At 71.9% G+C, this 18,768-nt stretch carries 17 protein-coding genes, 1 tRNA gene and 1 pseudogene; 8 read left to right on the plus strand and 11 right to left on the minus strand.

What is annotated here, in order from left to right; all coding sequences use genetic code 11:
• Both AC2CJA_RS11320 and AC2CJA_RS11325 read left to right on the plus strand, forming a co-directional pair.
• The coding region (locus AC2CJA_RS11320; protein ID WP_484602539.1) for a class E sortase at positions 1-714 on the plus strand (714 nt) is incomplete at its 5' end.
• 42 nt (positions 715-756) lie between these two features.
• Positions 757-1,497 carry a class E sortase gene (locus tag AC2CJA_RS11325; RefSeq protein ID WP_484602540.1) on the plus strand — a complete coding sequence of 247 codons (741 nt, stop codon included), beginning with the start codon at positions 757-759 and terminating at the stop codon, positions 1,495-1,497.
• Positions 1,498-1,657: 160 nt separating this feature from the next.
• Here the strand turns inward: AC2CJA_RS11325 and pknB are convergent, their stop codons facing one another.
• The 6 genes from pknB to AC2CJA_RS11355 form a co-directional block, all read right to left on the minus strand.
• A complete protein-coding gene (gene pknB, locus AC2CJA_RS11330) occupies positions 1,658-3,664 on the minus strand; it encodes a Stk1 family PASTA domain-containing Ser/Thr kinase (RefSeq protein WP_484602541.1) in 2,007 nt (668 codons plus the stop codon).
• Between the two features lie 138 nt (positions 3,665-3,802).
• Positions 3,803-5,263, minus strand: a complete 1,461-nt coding sequence (locus AC2CJA_RS11335; RefSeq protein WP_484602542.1) for a peptidoglycan D,D-transpeptidase FtsI family protein — start codon at positions 5,261-5,263, stop codon at positions 3,803-3,805.
• Positions 5,260-6,672, minus strand: a complete 1,413-nt coding sequence (locus AC2CJA_RS11340; protein ID WP_484602543.1) for an FtsW/RodA/SpoVE family cell cycle protein — start codon at positions 6,670-6,672, stop codon at positions 5,260-5,262. Before AC2CJA_RS11340 ends, AC2CJA_RS11335 begins: the two co-directional genes overlap by 4 nt.
• Before the next feature lie 13 nt (positions 6,673-6,685).
• The gene (locus AC2CJA_RS11345) at positions 6,686-8,275 is read right to left on the minus strand and encodes a Stp1/IreP family PP2C-type Ser/Thr phosphatase (RefSeq protein WP_484602554.1); all 1,590 of its coding nucleotides are present in this window, start codon (positions 8,273-8,275) and stop codon (positions 6,686-6,688) included.
• A gap of 40 nt (positions 8,276-8,315) precedes the next feature.
• The gene (locus AC2CJA_RS11350; protein ID WP_484602544.1) at positions 8,316-8,816 is read right to left on the minus strand and encodes an FHA domain-containing protein FhaB/FipA; all 501 of its coding nucleotides are present in this window, start codon (positions 8,814-8,816) and stop codon (positions 8,316-8,318) included.
• A 10-nt stretch (positions 8,817-8,826) separates the two neighbouring features.
• Positions 8,827-9,642, minus strand: a complete 816-nt coding sequence (locus AC2CJA_RS11355; protein ID WP_484602545.1) for an FHA domain-containing protein — start codon at positions 9,640-9,642, stop codon at positions 8,827-8,829.
• Positions 9,643-9,966: 324 nt separating this feature from the next.
• Here AC2CJA_RS11355 and AC2CJA_RS11360 point away from each other — a divergent pair.
• The 4 genes from AC2CJA_RS11360 to AC2CJA_RS11375 all read left to right on the plus strand — a co-directional run bounded on the left by AC2CJA_RS11360 (position 9,967) and on the right by AC2CJA_RS11375 (position 13,484).
• Positions 9,967-10,050, plus strand: a tRNA-Leu gene (locus AC2CJA_RS11360).
• Positions 10,051-10,547: 497 nt separating this feature from the next.
• Positions 10,548-11,948: a DUF2252 domain-containing protein gene (locus AC2CJA_RS11365; protein WP_484602546.1), complete on the plus strand. Its 1,401-nt coding sequence runs from the start codon at positions 10,548-10,550 to the stop codon at positions 11,946-11,948.
• A 188-nt stretch (positions 11,949-12,136) separates the two neighbouring features.
• Positions 12,137-13,045 carry a hypothetical protein gene (locus AC2CJA_RS11370; protein WP_484602547.1) on the plus strand — a complete coding sequence of 303 codons (909 nt, stop codon included), beginning with the start codon at positions 12,137-12,139 and terminating at the stop codon, positions 13,043-13,045.
• 97 nt (positions 13,046-13,142) lie between these two features.
• Positions 13,143-13,484 carry a rhodanese-like domain-containing protein gene (locus AC2CJA_RS11375; protein WP_484602548.1) on the plus strand — a complete coding sequence of 114 codons (342 nt, stop codon included), beginning with the start codon at positions 13,143-13,145 and terminating at the stop codon, positions 13,482-13,484.
• 118 nt (positions 13,485-13,602) lie between these two features.
• On the opposite strand, the gene AC2CJA_RS11380 is transcribed toward AC2CJA_RS11375, so the two are convergent.
• Genes AC2CJA_RS11380 through paaA form a run of 5 tightly spaced genes read right to left on the minus strand, consistent with a single transcriptional unit; the run spans position 13,603 to position 17,222 of the window.
• The gene (locus tag AC2CJA_RS11380; protein WP_484602549.1) at positions 13,603-14,670 is read right to left on the minus strand and encodes a 2Fe-2S iron-sulfur cluster-binding protein; all 1,068 of its coding nucleotides are present in this window, start codon (positions 14,668-14,670) and stop codon (positions 13,603-13,605) included.
• Entirely contained in the window at positions 14,667-15,239 is a 573-nt protein-coding gene (gene paaD, locus AC2CJA_RS11385) for a 1,2-phenylacetyl-CoA epoxidase subunit PaaD (protein WP_484602550.1), read from the minus strand. The genes AC2CJA_RS11380 and paaD overlap by 4 nt, the downstream gene beginning before the upstream one ends.
• On the minus strand, positions 15,233-15,955 hold the full coding sequence (paaC, locus tag AC2CJA_RS11390; RefSeq protein WP_484602551.1) for a 1,2-phenylacetyl-CoA epoxidase subunit PaaC: 723 nt from the start codon (positions 15,953-15,955) through the stop codon (positions 15,233-15,235). The genes paaD and paaC overlap by 7 nt, the downstream gene beginning before the upstream one ends.
• Complete coding sequence (gene paaB / locus AC2CJA_RS11395) at positions 15,952-16,239, minus strand: 1,2-phenylacetyl-CoA epoxidase subunit PaaB (protein ID WP_093851005.1); 288 nt, start codon at positions 16,237-16,239, stop codon at positions 15,952-15,954. The genes paaC and paaB overlap by 4 nt, the downstream gene beginning before the upstream one ends.
• Entirely contained in the window at positions 16,236-17,222 is a 987-nt protein-coding gene (gene paaA / locus AC2CJA_RS11400; protein WP_484602552.1) for a 1,2-phenylacetyl-CoA epoxidase subunit PaaA, read from the minus strand. The genes paaB and paaA overlap by 4 nt, the downstream gene beginning before the upstream one ends.
• 197 nt (positions 17,223-17,419) lie before the next feature.
• On the opposite strand from paaA, the gene AC2CJA_RS11405 reads away from it, so the two are divergent.
• Together AC2CJA_RS11405 and AC2CJA_RS11410 are read left to right on the plus strand one after the other, a co-directional pair.
• Positions 17,420-18,139: a DUF5819 family protein gene (locus AC2CJA_RS11405; RefSeq protein WP_484602553.1), complete on the plus strand. Its 720-nt coding sequence runs from the start codon at positions 17,420-17,422 to the stop codon at positions 18,137-18,139.
• Between the two features lie 164 nt (positions 18,140-18,303).
• Positions 18,304-18,768, plus strand: a pseudogene (locus AC2CJA_RS11410) (HTTM domain-containing protein); the annotation flags it as partial.

The raw sequence follows: 18,768 nt of genomic DNA on the forward strand, positions 1-18,768 counted from the left end.
GCGCGCCGGCGCGCGGCGCGGGCGAGCCGCGAGAGCCCGATGGTGGTCGCCAGCCGGGTCGTCGGCGAGCTGTTCATCACCCTCGGCGTGGTGATGCTGCTGTTCGTGTCCTACCAGCTGTGGTGGACGAACGTGATCGCGGACCGCCAGGCGGGCAACGAGGCGAAGAAGCTGGAGCAGCGGTGGGGCGAGAAGGGGGACGGGGAGAGCCGCGCCCCCGGGGCCTTCTCCGCCGGCGAGGGGTTCGCGATCATGCACATCCCCAAGCTGGACGTCAAGGTGCCCGTCGCCGAGGGCGTGGACGAGGGCGGCGTCCTCGACCGGGGCATGGTCGGCCACTACGGCGAGGAACCCCTGAAGACGGCGATGCCCTGGGACGAGAAGGGCAACTTCGCGGTGGCCGGGCACCGCAACACCCACGGCGAGCCCTTCCGCTACATCAACAAGCTCGACCCGGGCGACCCGATCGTGGTGGAGACCAAGGACACCTACTACGTCTACGAGATGGCCAGCCGCCTCGACTCCACCCTGCCCTCGAACGTCGGCGTCATCGACCCCGTGCCCGAGGAGTCGGGGTTCACCGGGCCGGGCCGGTACATCACCCTGACCACCTGCACGCCCGAGTTCACCTCGAAGTACCGGATGATCGTCTGGGGGAAGCTGGCCGAGGAGCGCCCGCGCAGCGAGGGGAAGCCGGACGCTCTCGTCCGATAGCCTGCGCGCAGGAACTGCGGAGGGGAACGGGCGGTGCGTCGGGTGGCAGCGATCGACCAGGACAACGGTTCGCGGACGGATCAGCCGTCCGCACCACGCCGCAGGCGCTCCCGGGCGGCCTCCGCCGTCAGCCTGCTGGGCGAGCTGCTGATCACCTTCGGTGTGCTGATGGGCCTCTTCGTCGCCTACTCGCTGTGGTGGACGAACGTGGTCGCCAACCGCGAGGCCGAGCGCGACGGCAACGAGGTGCGCGAGAGCTGGGCGGAGGACGGGCCGGGCGGCGAGGGGAAGAAGGAGTACGAGGGCGGGGACGGCGTCGGCTTCCTCCATGTGCCGTCGATGGGCGGCGAGGTGCTGATCAAGAAGGGCACCGACACCGATGAGCTGAACAAGGGTGTCGCCGGCTACTACACCGAGCCCGTGAAGGCCACCCCGCCCTGGGAGGGCGAGGGCAACTTCTCGCTGGCCGCGCACCGCGACGGCCACGGCGCCAAGTTCCACGACATCCACAAGATCGACGAGGGCGACCCGATCGTGGTGGAGACCGAGGACACCTGGTACGTCTACAAGGTCTACGAGACGCTCCCCAAGACCTCCAAGTACAACGTCGACGTGCTGGCGGACACCCCCGAGGAATCCGGGAGGAAGAAGCCCGGCCGGTACATCACCCTGACCACCTGCACCCCCATCCTCACCTCCGACTACCGTTACATCGTCTGGGGCGAGCTGGTGCGCACCGAGAAGGTGGACGAGCGGCGCACCCCGCCGGAGGAGCTGCGCTGACCGGTACGCGCCGGCCGCCGCGCGTACCGCCCGCACCACCGCCCTGCCCGCACCACCGCCCTGCCCGGAACGGGACCGGACGTCCGAGGGCCCCGACCGGTCGCTTCCGGCCGGGGCCCTCGGACGTATCCCGCTCGCGGGCGGCGGACGTCCGGCGGGATCAGTCGTCCCCGCCGGTCATCCCCTCGATGAAACCGCCGCCACCGCCCGGCCTGCCGTCCCCGCCGCCTCCGCCGCCGAAGGTGCGCACGGTGACCGTCTCGCCCTTCTTGAGCTGGGTGCCGGCGGGCGGGTCGGTGGTGAGGACGACGGCGTCGCCGTCGTCGGGGCCCGCCACGTTGACGTTGAACCCGGCGCCCCGGAGCGTCTTGCGGGCGTCCTTGAGCGGTGTGCCCGCCGCGATGGCCGGGACGGCCACCTGCTCCTCCGCCGGCGCCTTGGCCACGATCAGGGTGATGGCGGTGTCCGCCTCCACCTTCTGGTTCCCCTCCGGGTCCTGCTTGAGGACCGTGTTCGGGGGCTGCTCGCCGTTCTCCTGCTCGGCACGCGAGATGTTGGTGAAGCCCGCGTCCTGCAACTGCTTCCTGGCCGCCTCGAAGTCCTGCCCGACGACGGGCGGCAGGGTCGGCCGCGGGTCCTCCGTGGCCACCGTGATGGTGACGGTGGCGCCCGGCTTGGCGCTCTCGCCGCTGCCCGGGGCCTGCTCGGTGACGGTGCCGGCCGGCTGCTCCGAGACCTCGGTCTCGCGCTTGACCTCGAAGCCCGCGTCCTTCAGCTCCTGCTCGGCGTCGTCCGCCGTCTCGCCGACGACGTCCGGGACCTCGACCTCGCTGGGGCCCTTGGACATGATCAGGGTGACCGTCTCACCCTCCTCGACCTCGGTGTCGGCCGCCGGGTCGGTCCTGCAGACGGTGCCCTCCTTCTCCTCGCAGAACTCGTCGGAGCCCTTGGCCACCTCGAGTCTGGAATTGGTGGCCTTCCGCTGGGCCTCCTCGAGGGTGTCCCCGATCATGTTCGGCACCGTCGGGTTGTTGTCCGTGGGACTGGAGATCACCTTGCCGATGAAGACCGCGCCGATCAGCACCAGGATGCCGCCGAGGACCAGCAGGGCCGTGGAGAGCCGGTTGCGGCCCCCGCCGCCGCGCCGCCGGTCGGGCCGCTCGTCGTAGCCGTAGCCGCCGTCGTCCTCGCGCATCGGCGGCAGCATCGAGGTCTGGGCGGATGCCGGGGCCGTGGCGCGCAGCGCGGTGGTGGGCTGGTCCTCGGGGTGGTAGCCGCCGCCCGCGCCGTAGGCGGCCGCACCCATGGCGGCGGCGGCGCCGACCGGCTGGCCGTCGAGGGCCGCCTCGATGTCGGCGCGCATCTCGTCGGCGGACTGGTAGCGGTAGTCCGGGTCCTTCACCAGCGCCTTGAGGACGATGGCGTCCATCTCGGGCGTGATCTCGGGGTCGAAGGAGCTGGGCTGCTGCGGCTCCTCGCGCACGTGCTGGTACGCCACCGCGACGGGGGAGTCCCCGACGAACGGGGGCCGCACCGTCAGCAGCTCGTACAGCAGGCAGCCGGTGGAGTACAGGTCGGAGCGGGCGTCGACCGTCTCGCCCTTGGCCTGCTCCGGGGAGAGGTACTGGGCGGTGCCGATGACGGCGGCGGTCTGGGTCATGGTCATGCCGGAGTCGCCCATGGCACGGGCGATGCCGAAGTCCATCACCTTGACCTGCCCGGTGCGCGTCAGCATGACGTTCGCGGGCTTGATGTCGCGGTGGACGATGCCGTTGCGGTGCGAGTACTCCAGCGCCTGGAGGATGCCGACGCACATCTCCAGGGAGCGCTCGGGCAGCAGCTTGCGCCCGGAGTGCAGCAGCTCGCGCAGGGTCGAGCCGTCCACGTACTCCATGACGATGTACGGGATGGAGATCCCGTCGACGTAGTCCTCGCCGGTGTCGTAGACGGCGACGATCGCCGGGTGGTTGAGCGAGGCGGCGGACTGGGCCTCACGGCGGAAACGGGCCTGGAACGTGGGGTCGCGCGCGAGGTCCACCCGGAGGGTCTTCACCGCGACGGTGCGGCCCAGGCGGGTGTCGTGGGCGAGGTAGACCTCGGCCATACCACCCCGGCCGAGCACCGAGCCCAGCTCGTACCGGCCGCCGAGGCGACGCGGCTCTTCCATAGTCTCCAGCCCTCTCCGTGCGTCCTGACCGTCTCCCTGCGCGGTCCGGCGGTGCTGCTCGGCATACGGTACCCGGACCGGGCGGCGGGCCGGGATGCGACCACTGATGTGACCACCGGCGTGACCGGCGGTCTCCGGTCACCTCTTGCCGTCGAGAGCCGCCTCCATCATGGCCTTGGCCACCGGGGCGGCCAGCTTGCTGCCCGCGATGTCGTCACGGAGGACGTCGGCGCTCTCGACGATGACCGCGACGGCGACCGGGGTCGAGCCGTCGGAGGTCTTGGCGTACGAGATGAACCAGGCGTACGGGTTCTTCTCGTTGTTCTCGCCGTGCTGCGCGGTGCCGGTCTTGCCGCCCACTGTGACGCCGTTGATCTGCGCGGGGGTTCCCGTGCCCTCCTCGACGACCGTCTCCATCATCCGCTGGAGCTGCTGCGCGGTCTCGCCCGAGACCGCCTGCCCCATCTCCCGGGGCTTGTGCTCCTCGACGACGCTGAGGCTCGGCGCGATGAGCTGGTCCATCATGTACGGCTCCATCATCTTGCCGTCGTTGGCGACGGTGGCGGCGACCATGGCCATCTGGAGCGGGGTGGCGCGGTTGGACGCCTGGCCGATGCCGGCCATGGCGTTCTGCGAGTCGATGTCCTCGGGGTAGACGGATTCGGCGGTGCGGACCGGGACGAAGTGCTCCTGGCCGAAGCCGAACCTCTCGGAGTACTCGATCATCTTCTCGTTGGTCACTTCGTGACTGATCTTGGCGAAGACGGTGTTGCACGACCACTGCATGGCCACCCGCAGCGAGGCGTTCTCACAGGGATGGTCGCCGTCGTTGACCATGTCGGTCCTGGTGCCGGGCAGCTGGTACGGGTCCGGGGACTCGGTCTTCTCGTCGATGCTCTCGTACAGACCGCTCTCCAGCGCCGCGGCGGCGGTGACGACCTTGAACGTCGAGCCGGGCGGGTAGGTCTCACGCAGCGCCCGGTTGAGCAGCGGCTTGTCCTCGTCGTCCAGCAGGGCGTTCCACTTCTCGGCGTCCTTGGAGGAGCTTCCCGCGAAGGAGGACGGGTCGTAGGAGGGGGTGCTGACCAGGCCCAGGATCGCGCCCGTCTCGGGGTTGATCGCGACGGCGGCGCCCTTCTTGTCGCCCATGGCCCCGAACCCGGCCTTCTGGACGTCGGCGTCCAGCGTCGTGACGACGTTGCCGCCCTTCTGGTCCTCGCCGGTGAGCATGTCGATGGTCTGGTTGAAGAACAGCCGGTCGTCGTCGCCGGTGAGGATGCCGTCGTAGATGCCCTCGAGCTGGGTGGCGCCGAAGGCCTGGGAGGCGTAGCCGGTCACCGGGGCCCAGATCTCGCCGTTCTTGTACGTCCGCTTGTACTTGAAGTCGGTGCCCTCGGTCTCCTTCGAGCCGGTGATGGCCTTGCCGTCGACGATGATGTTGCCGCGCGGCTGGGCGTACCGCTCGATGGCGACGCGGCGGTTCTTCGGGTCGTTCTGGAGGTCGTCGGCCTGGGCGAACTGGATCCAGTTGGCCCGGATCATCAGCGCGACCATCAGCAGACCGCAGAAGACGGCGATACGGCGCAGAGGCTTGTTCACGATCGGACCACCTGGGTCATCTCGGCATCGGGTGAGGGCGCTGGGGCGGGCGCGGGCCGCCGGGCGGTGTCGCTGATCTTCAGCAGGATCGCGACCAGAGCCCAGTTGGAGATCACCGACGAGCCGCCCTGTGCGAGGAAGGGCATGGTCATACCGGTCAGCGGGATCAGGGCCATCACACCGCCGGCCACCACGAAGACCTGGATGGCGAAGGCCGCGGACAGCCCGACGGCCAGCAGCTTGCCGAACGGGTCGCGGGCGGCCAGTGCGGTGCGGATGCCGCGCTCGACGAGCAGCCCGTACAGCAGCACGAACGCCATGACGCCGGCCAGACCCAGCTCCTCGCCGACGGTGGCGAAGATGTAGTCGCTCTTGGTGGCGAAGCCGATCAGGTCGGAGTCACCCTGGCCCAGTCCGGTGCCGAGGATCCCGCCCGCGCCGAAGGCCCACAGGGCCTGTGCGGGCTGGTTGGGGTTGCCGGTCTCGCGGACGACGTGGAAGGGGTCGAGCCAGTCCTGCACACGGCTCTGGACGTGGGGCTCGAAGCTGGCCACGGCCACCGCGCCGACGACGGCCAGGGTGAGACCGAAGAGGATCCAGCTGGTGCGCTCGGTGGCCACGTAGAGCATCACGACGAAGAGACCGAAGAAGAGCAGCGAGGTGCCCAGGTCGGTCTCGAAGACCAGGATGAGCACGCTCAGGGCCCAGATCACCAGGATCGGGCCGAGGTCGCGGCCACGCGGCAGGTACAGGCCCAGGAAGCGGCGGCTGGCCAGCGCCAGGGCGTCCCGCTTGACCATCAGGTAGCCGGCGAAGAAGACCGCGATGATGATCTTGGCGAACTCGCCCGGCTGGATGGACATCCCGCCGATGGTGATCCAGATCTTCGCGCCGTAGACCGCCGGGAAGAACATCGGCAGGATCAGCAGGACCAGCGCCACGACCATGGAGATGTAGGTGTAGCGCTGCAGGATGCGGTGGTCCCGGAGGAAGACCAGCACCGCGAGGAAGAGCGCTATGCCCAGCGCGGACCACATCAGCTGGTTGGGGGCGGCGGAGCCCTCCTTGAGCCGTGCGAGTTTCTCCGACTGGTCGAGCCGCCAGATCAGGACCAGGCCCAGCCCGTTGAGGAGCGTGGCGATCGGCAGCATCAGCGGATCGGCGTACGGCGCGAATCTGCGCACCACGAGGTGGGCCACGCCGGCCATCAGACCGAGGCCGAGGCCGTAGCCGAGCATGCCCGCGGGCATCTCGCCGTTGATGGCCAGGCCCACGTTGGCGTAGGCGAACACCGGGATCAGCACGGCGAAGACGAGCATCGCCAGCTCGGTGTTGCGGCGGCTGGGCAGACCTCCGGGGGAGATCGTCGTATTGCTGCCGGTGGTTCCGGTGGCGTGACTGGTGCTCATGGCGTGCGGCCCCCTATGACGTGGTGCACTGCTTGGCGAGCCTCTGCTGCTCCTCCGGAAGGGCGGGGCCGGGGGTGGGAGCGGTCGGGCTCGTGACGCTTGCGGTGGCGGCGGAGTTGAGGGAGCCGGCGGAGGAGGCGGCCGGGTCGGGGGAGCCGGACGGCTCGGAGCGCTCGCCGGCTCCGGCGCCGTCGCGGGCTGAGCCGCTCTCACCGGCCTTTCCGGCCTCCGCCTCCGCGCGCTCCTTCTCCCTGCGCTGGGCGGCGACGATCTCGCAGACCTCGGCCTGCTCCGCCAGCTTCTCCAGCCGGCTCTCCGCCTGGGCGAGGCTGTCCATGGAGATCCCGGCCTCGACCTCGTTGCGCTGGTAGGTCGGAAGGTACTTGAGCTCGACCGGGGAACTCCGCTCGACCTCGCTCAGGCTGATCCAGGCCAGCTTCTGGCTGATGCCGCGGTAGATCGCGACGCGGTCGCCGTCGGCTCCGACGTAGAACTGGGTCTGGGTCCATCTGTGGGCGCCGTACAGGCCGCCGCCGAGCAGGCCGAGGACGAGCAGGGCGAGGAAGATCCGCTTCAGCCACCTGAACCGCTTGCGCGGCTTGGCGAAATCGCCCTCGGCGTAGGCGCCGAACGCCCCGGCGGGCGGGGTGGCGTCACCGCTGCCGGGCGGGCCGAAGCTTCCCTGCGGGCCCTCGGGCGACTGCTGCTGGGGCACGCCGCCGCGGCCGAGCTCGGCGGCGCGGGCGGCGGGGGTACGGGGAGCGCCGCCGTCGCCGAGCTGCTGCTGGTTCTCGGCGACGGCGCCGACGATGACCGGGGTGTCGTTGAGCCGGCCGGCGAGGGTGTCGTCGCCGACGTCCAGGACGTCCGCGACGATGCAGGTGATGTTGTCGGGGCCGCCGCCGCGCAGGGCGAGCTGGATCAGCTCCTGCACGGTCTCGTGCGGATCCTGGTGGGCGGCGAGGGTCTCCTCCATCGTCTGGTGGCTGACGACGCCGGACAGACCGTCGGAGCACAGCAGGTAGCGGTCACCGGCCCGCACCTCGCGGATGGACAGATCGGGCTCCACGTGGTCGCCGCTGCCCAGCGCGCGCATCAGCAGGGAGCGCTGCGGGTGGGTGGTGGCCTCCTCCTCGGTGATCCGGCCCTCGTCCACCAGCCGCTGGACCCAGGTGTGGTCCTGGGTGATCTGGGTGAGCCGGCCGTCGCGCAGCAGGTACGCGCGGGAGTCCCCGACGTGTACCAGACCGAGCCGCCGGCCCGTCCACAGCAGGGCGGTGAGCGTGGTGCCCATGCCCTCCAGCTGTGGGTCCTCCTCGACCATGACGCGCAGCTGCTCGTTGGCGCGCTGCACGGCGGTGCCCAGCGAGGTGAGCAGGTCGGAGCCGGGAACGTCGTCGTCCAGCTGCACGAGGATCGAGATCACCTCCGAGCTGGCGACCTCGCCGGCGGCCTGGCCGCCCATCCCGTCGGCGATCGCGAGCAGCCGCGGACCGGCGTAACCGGAGTCCTCGTTGCCCTCGCGGATCATGCCTCTGTGCGATCCGGCGGCGAAGCGCAGTGACAGACTCATGCGCACCTCGCCCGTCGGCTCCGGGTACATCCGCACGGTGCCCACCCTCCGGTCGTCATGGTCGCGTTCACTACTTCCGCAGCTCGATGACCGTCTTGCCGATGCGGATCGGCGCACCGGGCGGGATCGGGGTCGGTGTGGTGAGCCGGGACCGGTCCAGGTACGTGCCGTTGGTGGAGCCCAGGTCCTCGACGATCCACTGGCCGTCGCGGTCCGGGTAGATCCTGGCGTGACGGCTGGAGGCGTAGTCGTCGTCCAGCACGATCGTCGAGTCGTGGGCCCGGCCCAGCGTGATGGTCTGGCCCTGGAGGGTCACGGTGGTGCCGGTGAGCGACCCCTCGGTGACCACCAGCTTGGTCGGGGCGCCGCGGCGCCGGCCTCCGCCGCGGGCCGCCTGTTGCGGGGCCTGGCGGGGCTGGGGAGGACGCTGGGCCTCGGCGCGGCGGGCCGCGCGCTGGGTCACGCGGGTGCCGAAGAGGTCGCTCCTGATGACCTGAACGGTCACGATGACGAACAGCCACAGTACGGCGAGAAAACCCAACCGCATGACCGTCAGGGTCAGCTCTGACATTGCCCCCGCTTCACCCTTCGGCTTGCCGGTAAATGATCGTGGTGCTGCCCACGACGATGCGTGAGCCGTCGCGGAGCGTAGCGCGCGTGGTGTGCTGTCCGTCCACCACGATGCCGTTGGTGGAGCCCAGATCCTGGATCGTCGCCGGATCTCCGGTCCGGATCTCGCAGTGGCGCCGCGAGACGCCGGGGTCGTCGATCCGCACGTCGGTCTCGGTGGAGCGGCCCAGCACCATGGTGGGACGGGAGATCTGGTGACGGGTGCCGTTGATCTCGATCCAGCGGCGGGTCCGGTCGGGCGGCGTCGGAGCGCCGGGGGCCTGCCCGGGGGGCGGTCCGGCCGGCATGGGCGGCGGCCCGGCCGGACGCTGCGGCGGGTACCCGTAACCGCCGGGGGCGCCGGAGGCGTTTCCGGGGGGAGGTGCGCCGTACGGGGGCTGGGGCTGGGAGGCGCTGGAGGCGAGGGTGCGGCTGCGTACCCGGTACAGGCCGGTGTCGAGGTCGTCGGCCCGCTCCAGGCCGACCTTGACCGAGCCCATGAAGGTGTAGCGCTGCTGCTTGGCGTACTCGCGCACCATGCCGGCCAGCTCGTCGCCGAGCTGCCCGGAGTAGGGGCTGAGGCGCTCGAAATCCGGGGCGCTGAGCTGGACGATGAAGTCGTTGGGGACGACCGTCCGCTCCCGGTTCCAGATGGTGGCGTTGTTGTCGCACTCGCGCTGGAGGGCGCCGGCGATCTCGACGGGCTGCACCTCGGACTTGAACACCTTGGCGAAGGTGCCGTTGACGAGACCCTCGAGACGCTGCTCGAAGCGCTTCAGAACTCCCACGGTGCACCTCCTTCCCCGATGCCCACGGCTCTAGTGCGCCGGTCGCGGTCGCGCACGACGCGTTGCCTTCCGATACTGCTTACTGATCGTATCCACGCGCGGGGTGAACGGCTGGTTCCCCACCGGTGGTCCGGCGCGCGGGTGTCAACCTTCACACGGATCGTAGAGGTGGCACGGGACCAGTGTCCCAAACCGCGGTCGGTCGATACGGGTGTGAGACCACCCCGGACAGCGTGCTAGTGTTCTGTGTGTCGCCAGGCGGTCCCGCCGGACCGGAGGAGAGCACTCCGGTGAGTGTGGGAGGATCAAAGCGGCAGCACCCATGCGCGGGTGGCGGAATAGGCAGACGCGCTGGATTCAGGTTCCAGTGCCCGAAAGGGCGTGGGGGTTCAACTCCCCCCTCGCGCACAGAGAGCGAGCCTCTCACCGTGACGAAAGTCACGGTGAGAGGCTCGCTTCGTTTCGTTTCCCGGTTCCGGGCCGCCCGGGGCCGCTCCGAGTTCCGCCTCCGGAGAGCGGGCTCCGGTGGCCGGCGGTCCCGGGAGCCGGTGCGGAAGGCGGCCGGGCCGGTCGCCGGGGCCTCGTTCGGGCGTGCCGCGACGGTGGTCAGCCCTCCGTCCGGCGGGACCGGCGCAGTTCCTCCAGGTCGTGGCGGAGACGTTCGCCGGTCCCCCGACCGATGGGGAGATCCGCGCCCTGCTCGGGGCGCGCGGGCGGCGGACGTCCGGTGGACCGGGCACGCGGACGTGACCGGGTGCCCGGACGGCGGGGCGCGGATTCCGGTCGTCCCGGCACTGCCCGGGACCGGGATCGGGAGGTACCTTCGAACCCGCTGATCGTCGCGGTCGGCGCGGGGCGGCCCGGTCGGTGCCGGCCGGCAGCCGGCCGCAGGCAAGTCGCAGGGGGTGGGGGCCGTGGACGAGCGGCTGCCGTATGTGCCGGGTTTCGCGGACCGCCGGAGTGCGCGGGAGCCGAAGCGGGAGGGCAGGGCGCTGCGTGAGGCGGTGCCCAGGCACGCCCACGCGGAGTTCTCCGTGAGCCCGGACCGGCCGGGCGCGGTGATGGCGGTGGAGGAGTCCAACCGGGGCCGGATCGCGGAGCTGGTGCCCCTCCGGGTCGGCCGGATGGTCGCCTCGCCCTTCGCGTTCCTGCGCGGCTCCGCCGGGCTGATGGCGTACGACCTGGCGCACGGCACGCCCACCACCGGTGTCGGCACGCAGATCTGCGGCGACGCGCACGCCGCGAACTTCGGCCTCTACGGCGACGCCCGCGGCGGTCTGACCATCGACCTCAACGACTTCGACGAGACCGTGCGCGGCTCCTGGGAGTGGGACCTCAAGCGGCTGGCCGCCTCCCTGGTGCTCGCCGGGCGCGAGGCGGGGGCAGGCGAGGACGTGTGCCGGACGGCGGCCCGCGACGCGGCCGGCGCGTACCGGCACACCCTGCGGCTGCTGGCGAGGATGCCGGCGGCCGACGCCTGGAACGCGGTCGCCGACGAGGAACTCGTCTCGCACGCCGACGCCCACGATCTGCTGGGCACCCTGCGGAGGGTCGCGGAGAAGGCGCGGCGCAACACCAGTGCGCGCTTCGCCGCCAAGTCCACCCGGGAGGCCGCCGACGGCGGCCGGGTCTTCGTGGACGCCCCGCCGGTGCTGCGCAGGGCCTCCGACGAGGAGGCGGCGGCCGTGGCCGCCTCGCTGGAGGAGTACCTGGGGACGCTGCCGGAGGACCGGCTGCCGCTGCTGGCGCGGTACGCGATCCACGACGTGGCGTTCCGGGTCGTGGGCACGGGCAGTGTGGGAACGCGCTCGTATGTGGTGCTGCTCCTGGACCACCGGGGCAAGCCGCTGGTGCTCCAGGTGAAGGAGGCGCGGCCGTCGGTGCTGCGGCCGTACACGGCCCTGGCGGGCCTGGCCGGGCCGGAGCCGGACCACGAGGGGCGCCGGGTGGTGCTGGGGCAGCGGCGCATGCAGGTGGTGTCCGACACCCTGCTGGGCTGGACGACCCTGGAAGGGCGGCCGTACCAGGTGCGGCAGTTCCGCAACCGCAAGGGCAGCGTGGACCCGGCGGCGCTGGGCGCCGGCGAGATCGACGACTACGCGCGGATGACCGGGGCCCTGCTGGCCCGCGCGCACTCCCACAGCGCCGATCCGCGGCTGCTGGCGGGGTACTGCGGCAAGTCGGAGGAGCTGGACGAGGCGGTGGCCGCCTTCGCGGTGGCCTATGCCGACCGCACCGAGAGGGACCACGCGGAGCTGGCGGCCGCGGTGCGCACCGGGCGGCTGCCGGCCGAGCGGGAGGTGTGAGGAGGGCCCGCGTGGGGAGATGAGGCCCCTGGCGGAGGCGGGGGTGTGATGCCCGGGCCCGGGGAGCCGTAGGCTGGCCGGGTGGCGCCGCCGTCCGGCCGGGAACCCTTCCCGGTGGCCGCGGCGTGAATCCCGGTCAGGGTCTCGATCAGGGCCGGGCGCAGTGGAACGCCGTCGCGAGGAAGTCCGTGGACCCGGAAGCCCAGCAGGAAGCCCGGCAGGCCGGGCATGAGCCGTACGACGCGCCGGAGGCCGTCCCGAGCACGGGCGGCCCGAGCACGGACGGGGAGGCCGTCGAGCGTCTGGAGCGGGCCGTACGCGCGGCCGAGAGGGCGCTGATCGAGTACGAGATCGCCGTGGAGACCTTCCGGGTCGAGGTGGAGAACTTCTCCCGGCTGCACGAGCAGCGGCTCGGTCCGCTGTACGGCCGGATCGAGGAGCTGGACGTCCTGATCGCCGAGGCGGTGGCCGCGTGCTCCGGCGACCCCGGGGATCTGCGCAGGGCGCGTGAGGCACGTGCCTCCTTCCTGCCGATGCCGGCCGTGGAGGAGCTGTACCAGGGGTGGATGGATTCCGCCGGGCTGCCGCCGGAGGCCGTCGCCATGCTCACCGGGCAGCGGGTGCGGCCCCCGGAGCGGGTGCGGCCCAGTGAGCGGGCCAGGCGCCTGTACCGGGAACTGGTGCGCTCGGCGCATCCGGACCTGGTGCAGGACGAAGCCGAACGCGGGCGGCGCGAGGAGTTCATGACCCGGGCCAACAAGGCCTACTCCGACGGGGATGAGGAGGCGCTCGCCGTGCTGGCCGAGGAGTGGGCCGCCGGGCCGCCGACCGTGGAGGAACGGGAGGCCGCCCGCGGTGAGGAGCTGTATGCGCGCCTGGAGTGGCTGGCGCGGCGCAAGGAGATGCTGGCCGCGGCCGCGGCGGAGCTGGAGGAGGGCGCGATCGGCTCCATGCTCAAGCTGGCACCCGATGATCCGGACGGCCTGCTGGAGGAGATCGCCGGGCGGCTGCACGAGCGGATCGCCGGGAAGGAGGCGCGTCTGGCCGAACTGACCGGCCGGACGGGCCGGGCGGAGGAGCCCGGACGGGCGGGTTAGGTTCGTGGGCGGCCGGCCGGACCGGCGGCCGGAGTGTTGTACGGAGCATTGTGAGACGGCGCCGGAGGGCCGGGGCCTGTGAGAGGGGCGTGACCTGATGCAGTACGGCCGGATTCCGTCGGTGGACGTCACGGCGGTGCCGCCGGAGGGCCTCCTGCTGGACGTCCGGGAGGACGACGAGTGGGCGGCCGGACACGCCGAGGAGGCTCTGCACGTGCCGATGAGCGAGTTCGTGGAGCGGTTCGGAGAGGTGACCGGGAAGGCCGCGGACCGGCGGGTTTACGTGGTCTGCCGGGTCGGCGGCCGGTCGGCACAGGTCACGCAGTACCTGCTGGGGCAGGGCGTCGACGCGGTGAACGTCGATGGAGGCATGCTGGCCTGGGAGGCGGCCGGGAAGCCGCTGGTGAACGACGGGCAGGGACCCGCGCACGTGGCATGAGTCGCGCGTGGGCCCCGGCACGGAGCGCGCCGGGCCCACCGGCCGTGCGGAGGCCGGTTGTCCGCAGGACCGTGGGCCGTATCGCCCGAAGGGCTCCGCGGCTCTCAGCTGTCAGGTGTCAGGCGTCGAAGTCCACCTCGACTGCCTCGGTGACCGGCCGGGACTGGCAGGCCAGTACGTACCCCGCCGAGACCTCCTCCGGCTCCAGGGCGAAGTTGCGGTCCATGCTCACCTCGCCGGACACCAGCCGCACGCGGCAGGTGCCGCACACCCCGCCCTTGCAGGCATAGGGCGCGTCGGAGCGGTTGCGCAGCACCGTCTCCAGCAGCGTCTCGCCCTCGCCGGCCGGCCAGACGCCCATCCGGCCGTCGAGCGTGGCGGTGAGCTTCGAACCGCCGGGCGCGCTCCGGGCGGCGGTCCGCTTCTCCGCGGCCGGGGAGGCGTCGTCCACATGGAAGATCTCCTGGTGGACCGCGGCGGCGGGCACTCCGAGCGCGGCCAGCGCGCGCTCCGACTCCCGGACCAGCCCGTGCGGCCCGCACAGGAACCAGCCGTCCACGTCGGGCACCGGCAGCAGGGCCGGCAGCAGGTCGGCGAGGCGCTCGGCGTCGAGCCGTCCGGTGGGCAGGCCCGCCTGGCGCTCCTCGCGGGAGAGCGTGTGCACCAGGTGGAAGCGGTCCGGGTGACGGTCCTTGAGCTCGGCGACCTCTTCCAGGAACATCGCCGAAGCCGTGGTGCGGTCGGTGCGGATCAGGCAGAACCGGGCCTTCGGCTCCTCGGCCAGCAGCGTGGCGGCGATGGACAGCACCGGTGTGATGCCGCTGCCGCCGACGACCGCCGCGAAGCGGCCGGGCCGGGGACGCAGGGTGAAACGGCCAGTCGGGGGCATCACGTCGACCGTGTCCCCGGCGGACAGTTCCTTGAGGGCGTGGGTGGAGAACGCGCCGCCCTCCACCAGCCGGATGCCGACCCGCAGCGCCGGCTCGGCGGGCGCGGGGACGGCGGGGGAGCAGACGGAGTAGGTGCGGCGCACCTCCGTGCCGTCCAGTTCGAGCCGCAGCGTGACGTGCTGGCCCGGGACGTGGCGGAAGGTGTCGTGCAGTTCGGGCGGCACCTCGAACGCCACGGCCACCGAGTCGTCCGTGAGTCGCCCGACCTCGCGTATCCGGAGCGGATGGAACCTCATAGCAGCTCCTTGAAGTGGTCGAACGGCTCCCGGCAGGAGGCGCAGCGGCGCAGTGCCTTGCAGGCGGTGGAGGAGAAGCGGCTGAGCAGGGTGGTGTCGGTCGAACCGCAGTGGGGGCAGCGGATGGCCAGATCCACCACGACGGGCCCGCCGCTTCCGGAGGCATCCGCGCCCGCGCTCCCACCCGTACCGGGCCGGGGCGGGGCTATCCCGAACTCGGCCAGCTTACGACGGCCCTCGGCGGTGATCGCGTCCGTCGTCCAGGGCGGGGAGAGGACCGTGCGGACCGTCACCTCCGCCACGCCGTGCTCGCGCAGCGCCCGCTCCACATCGGCGGACATCGCCTCCACCGCCGGGCAGCCGGTGTAGGTGGGGGTCAGTTCGACCTCCACCCGGCCGGGAGCGAGCAGGTGCAGACCGCGCAGCACCCCCAGCTCGGCCAGGGAGACCACGGGCAACTCCGGGTCCGGCACGGAGCCGGCGATCCCGCGCAGCTCCGCCTCCAGCGCCGTCGCCTCTGTCCCCGTCTCCGTCGTCGACTCCGCCGCTTCCGCCGGGGGCGTCACCACGACGCTCCCGGGTGGCTGCGGTGCAGGTGCTGCATCTCGGCGAGCATCCGGCCGAAGGGCTCGGTGTGGACGCCCTGCCGCCCGGCGCCGGCGGCCCAGGGGCTGCTCCGCGGCCCCTCGGGGACGGCGAGGGTCGCGCGCTCCAGCACGGCGGTGACGCGCCGTGCCCACTCCCAGTCCATCCCGGCCCAGTCGACGTCCAGGCCCTCCACGGGCCGGAACAGCTCGCCGGTGTAGCGCCACAGCCCTTCCAGTGCGTCCTTCATGCGCCTGTGGCTCACCTCGGTGCCGTCGCCCAGGCGCAGCGTCCAGTGCTCGGCGTGGTCGCGGTGGTAGGCGACCTCCTTGACCGCCTTGGCGGCCAGCGCGGCGAGCTCCGCATCGTCGGTGCCGCCGCCGGCCAGCCGCTCGTACAGCAGCTCCTGGTAGGCGGAGAAGTACAGCTGTCGGGCGATGGTGTGGGCGAAGTCGCCGCTCGGCTGCTCGACGAGCTGCACGTTGGTGAAGGCGCGCTCCTCGCGGAGGTATGCCAGCTCGTCCTCGTCGCCGGCCATCGACAGCAGGGTGCGGGCCTGGCCCAGGAGGTCCAGCGCGATGTTGGCGAGGGCGACCTCCTCCTCCAGAACGGGGGCGTTCCCGGCCCACTCCCCCAGCCGGTGGGAGAGGACCAGTGCGTCGTCGCCGAGGGCCAGCAGGGCCGTACGGGGAGCGCTCACAGGTGCCGCACCCCTTCCGGAACCTCGTAGAAGGTGGGGTGGCGGTAGGGCTTGTCGGCTGCGGGCTCGAAGAACGGGTCCTTCTCGTCGGGCGAGGAGGCGGTGACCGCGGACGACGGCACCACCCAGATCGAGACACCCTCCGACCGCCGGGTGTACAGGTCCCGCGCGTTGCGCAGGGCCATCTCGGCGTCGGGGGCGTGCAGGCTCCCGGCGTGGGTGTGGGACAGGCCGCGCCTGCTGCGGACGAAGACCTCCCACAGGGGCCATTCGCTGGTGGTCATGCCGCCGTCCTTCCGTCGCCGTCCCGCTCGCTGTGCTTGCGGGCGTATGCCGCGGCGGCCTCGCGCACCCAGGCGCCCTCCTCGTGGGCGCGGCGGCGCCGGTCCAGCCGCTGCTCGTTGCAGGGGCCGTTGCCGCGCAGCACCTCGTGGAACTCGGACCAGTCGATCGGCCCGAAGTCGTAGTGCCCGCGCTCCTCGTTCCACCGCAGTTCGGGGTCGGGCAGGGTCAGGCCGAGGGACTCGGCCTGGGGGACGCAGATGTCCACGAAGCGCTGGCGCAGCTCGTCGTTGGAGTGCCGTTTGATCTTCCAGGCCATCGACCGGGCGGAGTGCTTCGAGGCGTCGTCGGGCGGACCGAACATCATCAGCGACGGCCACCACCAGCGGTCCACGGCGTCCTGCGCCATGGCGTGCTGGGCCTCGGTGCCCCGGCTCAGCGCCAGCAGCAGCTCGTACCCCTGACGCTGGTGGAAGGACTCCTCCTTGCAGACGCGGACCATGGCCCGGGCGTACGGCCCGTAGGAGCAGCGGCACAGCGGCACCTGGTTGGTGATGGCCGCGCCGTCCACCAGCCAGCCGATCGCGCCGACGTCGGCCCAGGTCAGCGTGGGGTAGTTGAAGATCGAGGAGTACTTCTGGCGCCCGGAGTGCAGTTTGTCCAGCAGTTCCTCACGACTGGCGCCGAGCGTCTCGGCGGCGCTGTAGAGGTACAGCCCGTGCCCTGCCTCGTCCTGCACCTTCGCCATCAGGATCGCCTTGCGGCGCAGCGAGGGCGCCCGTGTGATCCAGTTGGCCTCCGGCTGCATGCCGATGATCTCGGAGTGGGCGTGCTGGGCGATCTGGCGCACCAGCGTGGCGCGGTAGGCGTCGGGCATCCAGTCGCGCGGCTCGATCCGCTCGTCCGCCGCGATCGCCGCGTCGAACGCCTCCTCGTGCGCCCCGGGACCTCCGCCCCGGTCCGTCTCCGGCAGCAGCGTCGTCATGCAGAGCTCCCTTGCTCCTGGCGAGGAACCAACCGACCGATCGTTCGGTTCAATGGTGGTCGTCCGGACCCCAAGGTGTCAAGGCTGTGGATAACCTCGTAAGGTCGCCGCGGACCGGGGCGGCCGCGGGGGAACGCGACCGGTGTCGCGGGGTCGTGAGAACGGGGCCCGGCCGGGCCCGAGATCGGGGAGGGCGCATGGATCCACAGGCACAGCGGCGTCAGGAGGCGCCGTCGCCCCCGACGGTGGACGGGGCGCCCTCCGGGGAGCCTTCCGGCCGGATCCCGGACGTGATGTCCCTCCCGCCCACGGCGCGGATCGCCGTCGCGGTGGCGCTGGGCGTCGTCACCGTGCTCACCGGTGTGCACCTGGCGATGGTCTTCCTGCACGTCGCGCCGGACAACACCCTCAGCAAGCAGTACGGTCCGATGATCTCGGACTACATCAACCCCGAGTTCGAGCAGAACTGGAAGCTGTTCGCCCCCAACCCGCTCCAGCAGAACGTCGCCGTCCACGCCCGCGCGGAGGTGGTCCGGCCGGACGGCGGACGCGAGCGGACCGGCTGGGTGGACCTGACGGCGATGGACATCGACGAGATCCGGGGCAATCCCTTCCCCAGCCACACCGACCAGAACGAGCTCCGCCGGGCCTGGGACTTCTTCACCGGCTCGCACGACGAGGAGAACCGGTCCACCGGGCTGCGCGGAGACCTCTCCGAGGAGTATCTGAGGCGGATCGTGATGTCGCGGTTCGGACCCGAGCTGAACGGCGGCGAGATCCGGCGCGTGCAGGTGCGGTCGGCGACCACGCCGGTCGCGCCGCCGCCGTGGAGTGGTGAGAGCGCGGGCACCGAGACCACGTACCGGGTGCTGCCCTGGTGGCCGGTCGACCGCACGGACATCCCGGAGGACCAGTGACACAGCCCGAGAACGGCCCCTTCGCCCCCGCTCCGGCCGTCCCCGGCGCCCGACGGCCGCGGGAGCGCCCGTCCGGTCCCGGGGAGCGCCCGCCCGCCGAGTCGCCCGCGGCACCGCACCGGCCGTGGCCGGGGCGCCTGTCGGCGAAGGCCGACGAGGCGATCATGGGCGGCATCGTCCGGATCAGCGACCGGGCACTGGGCCCGTACCAGAGCGCGGTCGTCCGGATCGGTTTCTCCCTCACCTGGCTGGTCTTCCTGCTCTTCGAGTGGCCCCACCGGCGCGAGCTGTACGGCCCGGACGGCCCGTGGAGCTGGGAGCTGGGCGAGCGGTTGGTGGCGAGCAACCACGCCTTCACGGTGCTTCTGTGGTCCGACAGCGCCGTCTGGTTCGAGGCCGTCTACGCCCTCGCCGTCCTCTCCTCCGCCGCGCTGCTGGCCGGATGGCGGACCAGGACCATGTCGGTGCTGTTCATGGTCGGCGTGCTGTCCCTGCAGAACCGCAGCGTCTTCATGGGCGACGGCGGCGACAACGTCATCCACCTGATGGCGATGTACCTGGTGCTCACCCGCTGCGGCCGGGTCTGGTCGCTCGACGCCCGCCGCGCCCGCCGCCGCGGTGCCGGGGGC

The organism is Streptomyces sp. ATLC9 (assembly GCF_057196705.1).

Bases quoted from the DNA above. Each gene is read 5' to 3' on its own strand.
- pknB (WP_484602541.1), bottom strand. From the start codon at position 3,664: ATGGAAGAGCCGCGTCGCCTCGGCGGCCGGTACGAGCTGGGCTCGGTG.
- AC2CJA_RS11340 (WP_484602543.1), bottom strand. From the start codon at position 6,672: ATGAGCACCAGTCACGCCACCGGAACCACCGGCAGCAATACGACGATC.
- AC2CJA_RS11345 (WP_484602554.1), bottom strand. From the start codon at position 8,275: ATGTACCCGGAGCCGACGGGCGAGGTGCGCATGAGTCTGTCACTGCGC.
- AC2CJA_RS11350 (WP_484602544.1), bottom strand. From the start codon at position 8,816: ATGTCAGAGCTGACCCTGACGGTCATGCGGTTGGGTTTTCTCGCCGTA.
- AC2CJA_RS11375 (WP_484602548.1), top strand. From the start codon at position 13,143: ATGCAGTACGGCCGGATTCCGTCGGTGGACGTCACGGCGGTGCCGCCG.
- AC2CJA_RS11380 (WP_484602549.1), bottom strand. From the start codon at position 14,670: ATGAGGTTCCATCCGCTCCGGATACGCGAGGTCGGGCGACTCACGGAC.
- paaB (WP_093851005.1), bottom strand. From the start codon at position 16,239: ATGACCACCAGCGAATGGCCCCTGTGGGAGGTCTTCGTCCGCAGCAGG.
- paaA (WP_484602552.1), bottom strand. From the start codon at position 17,222: ATGACGACGCTGCTGCCGGAGACGGACCGGGGCGGAGGTCCCGGGGCG.
- AC2CJA_RS11405 (WP_484602553.1), top strand. From the start codon at position 17,420: ATGGATCCACAGGCACAGCGGCGTCAGGAGGCGCCGTCGCCCCCGACG.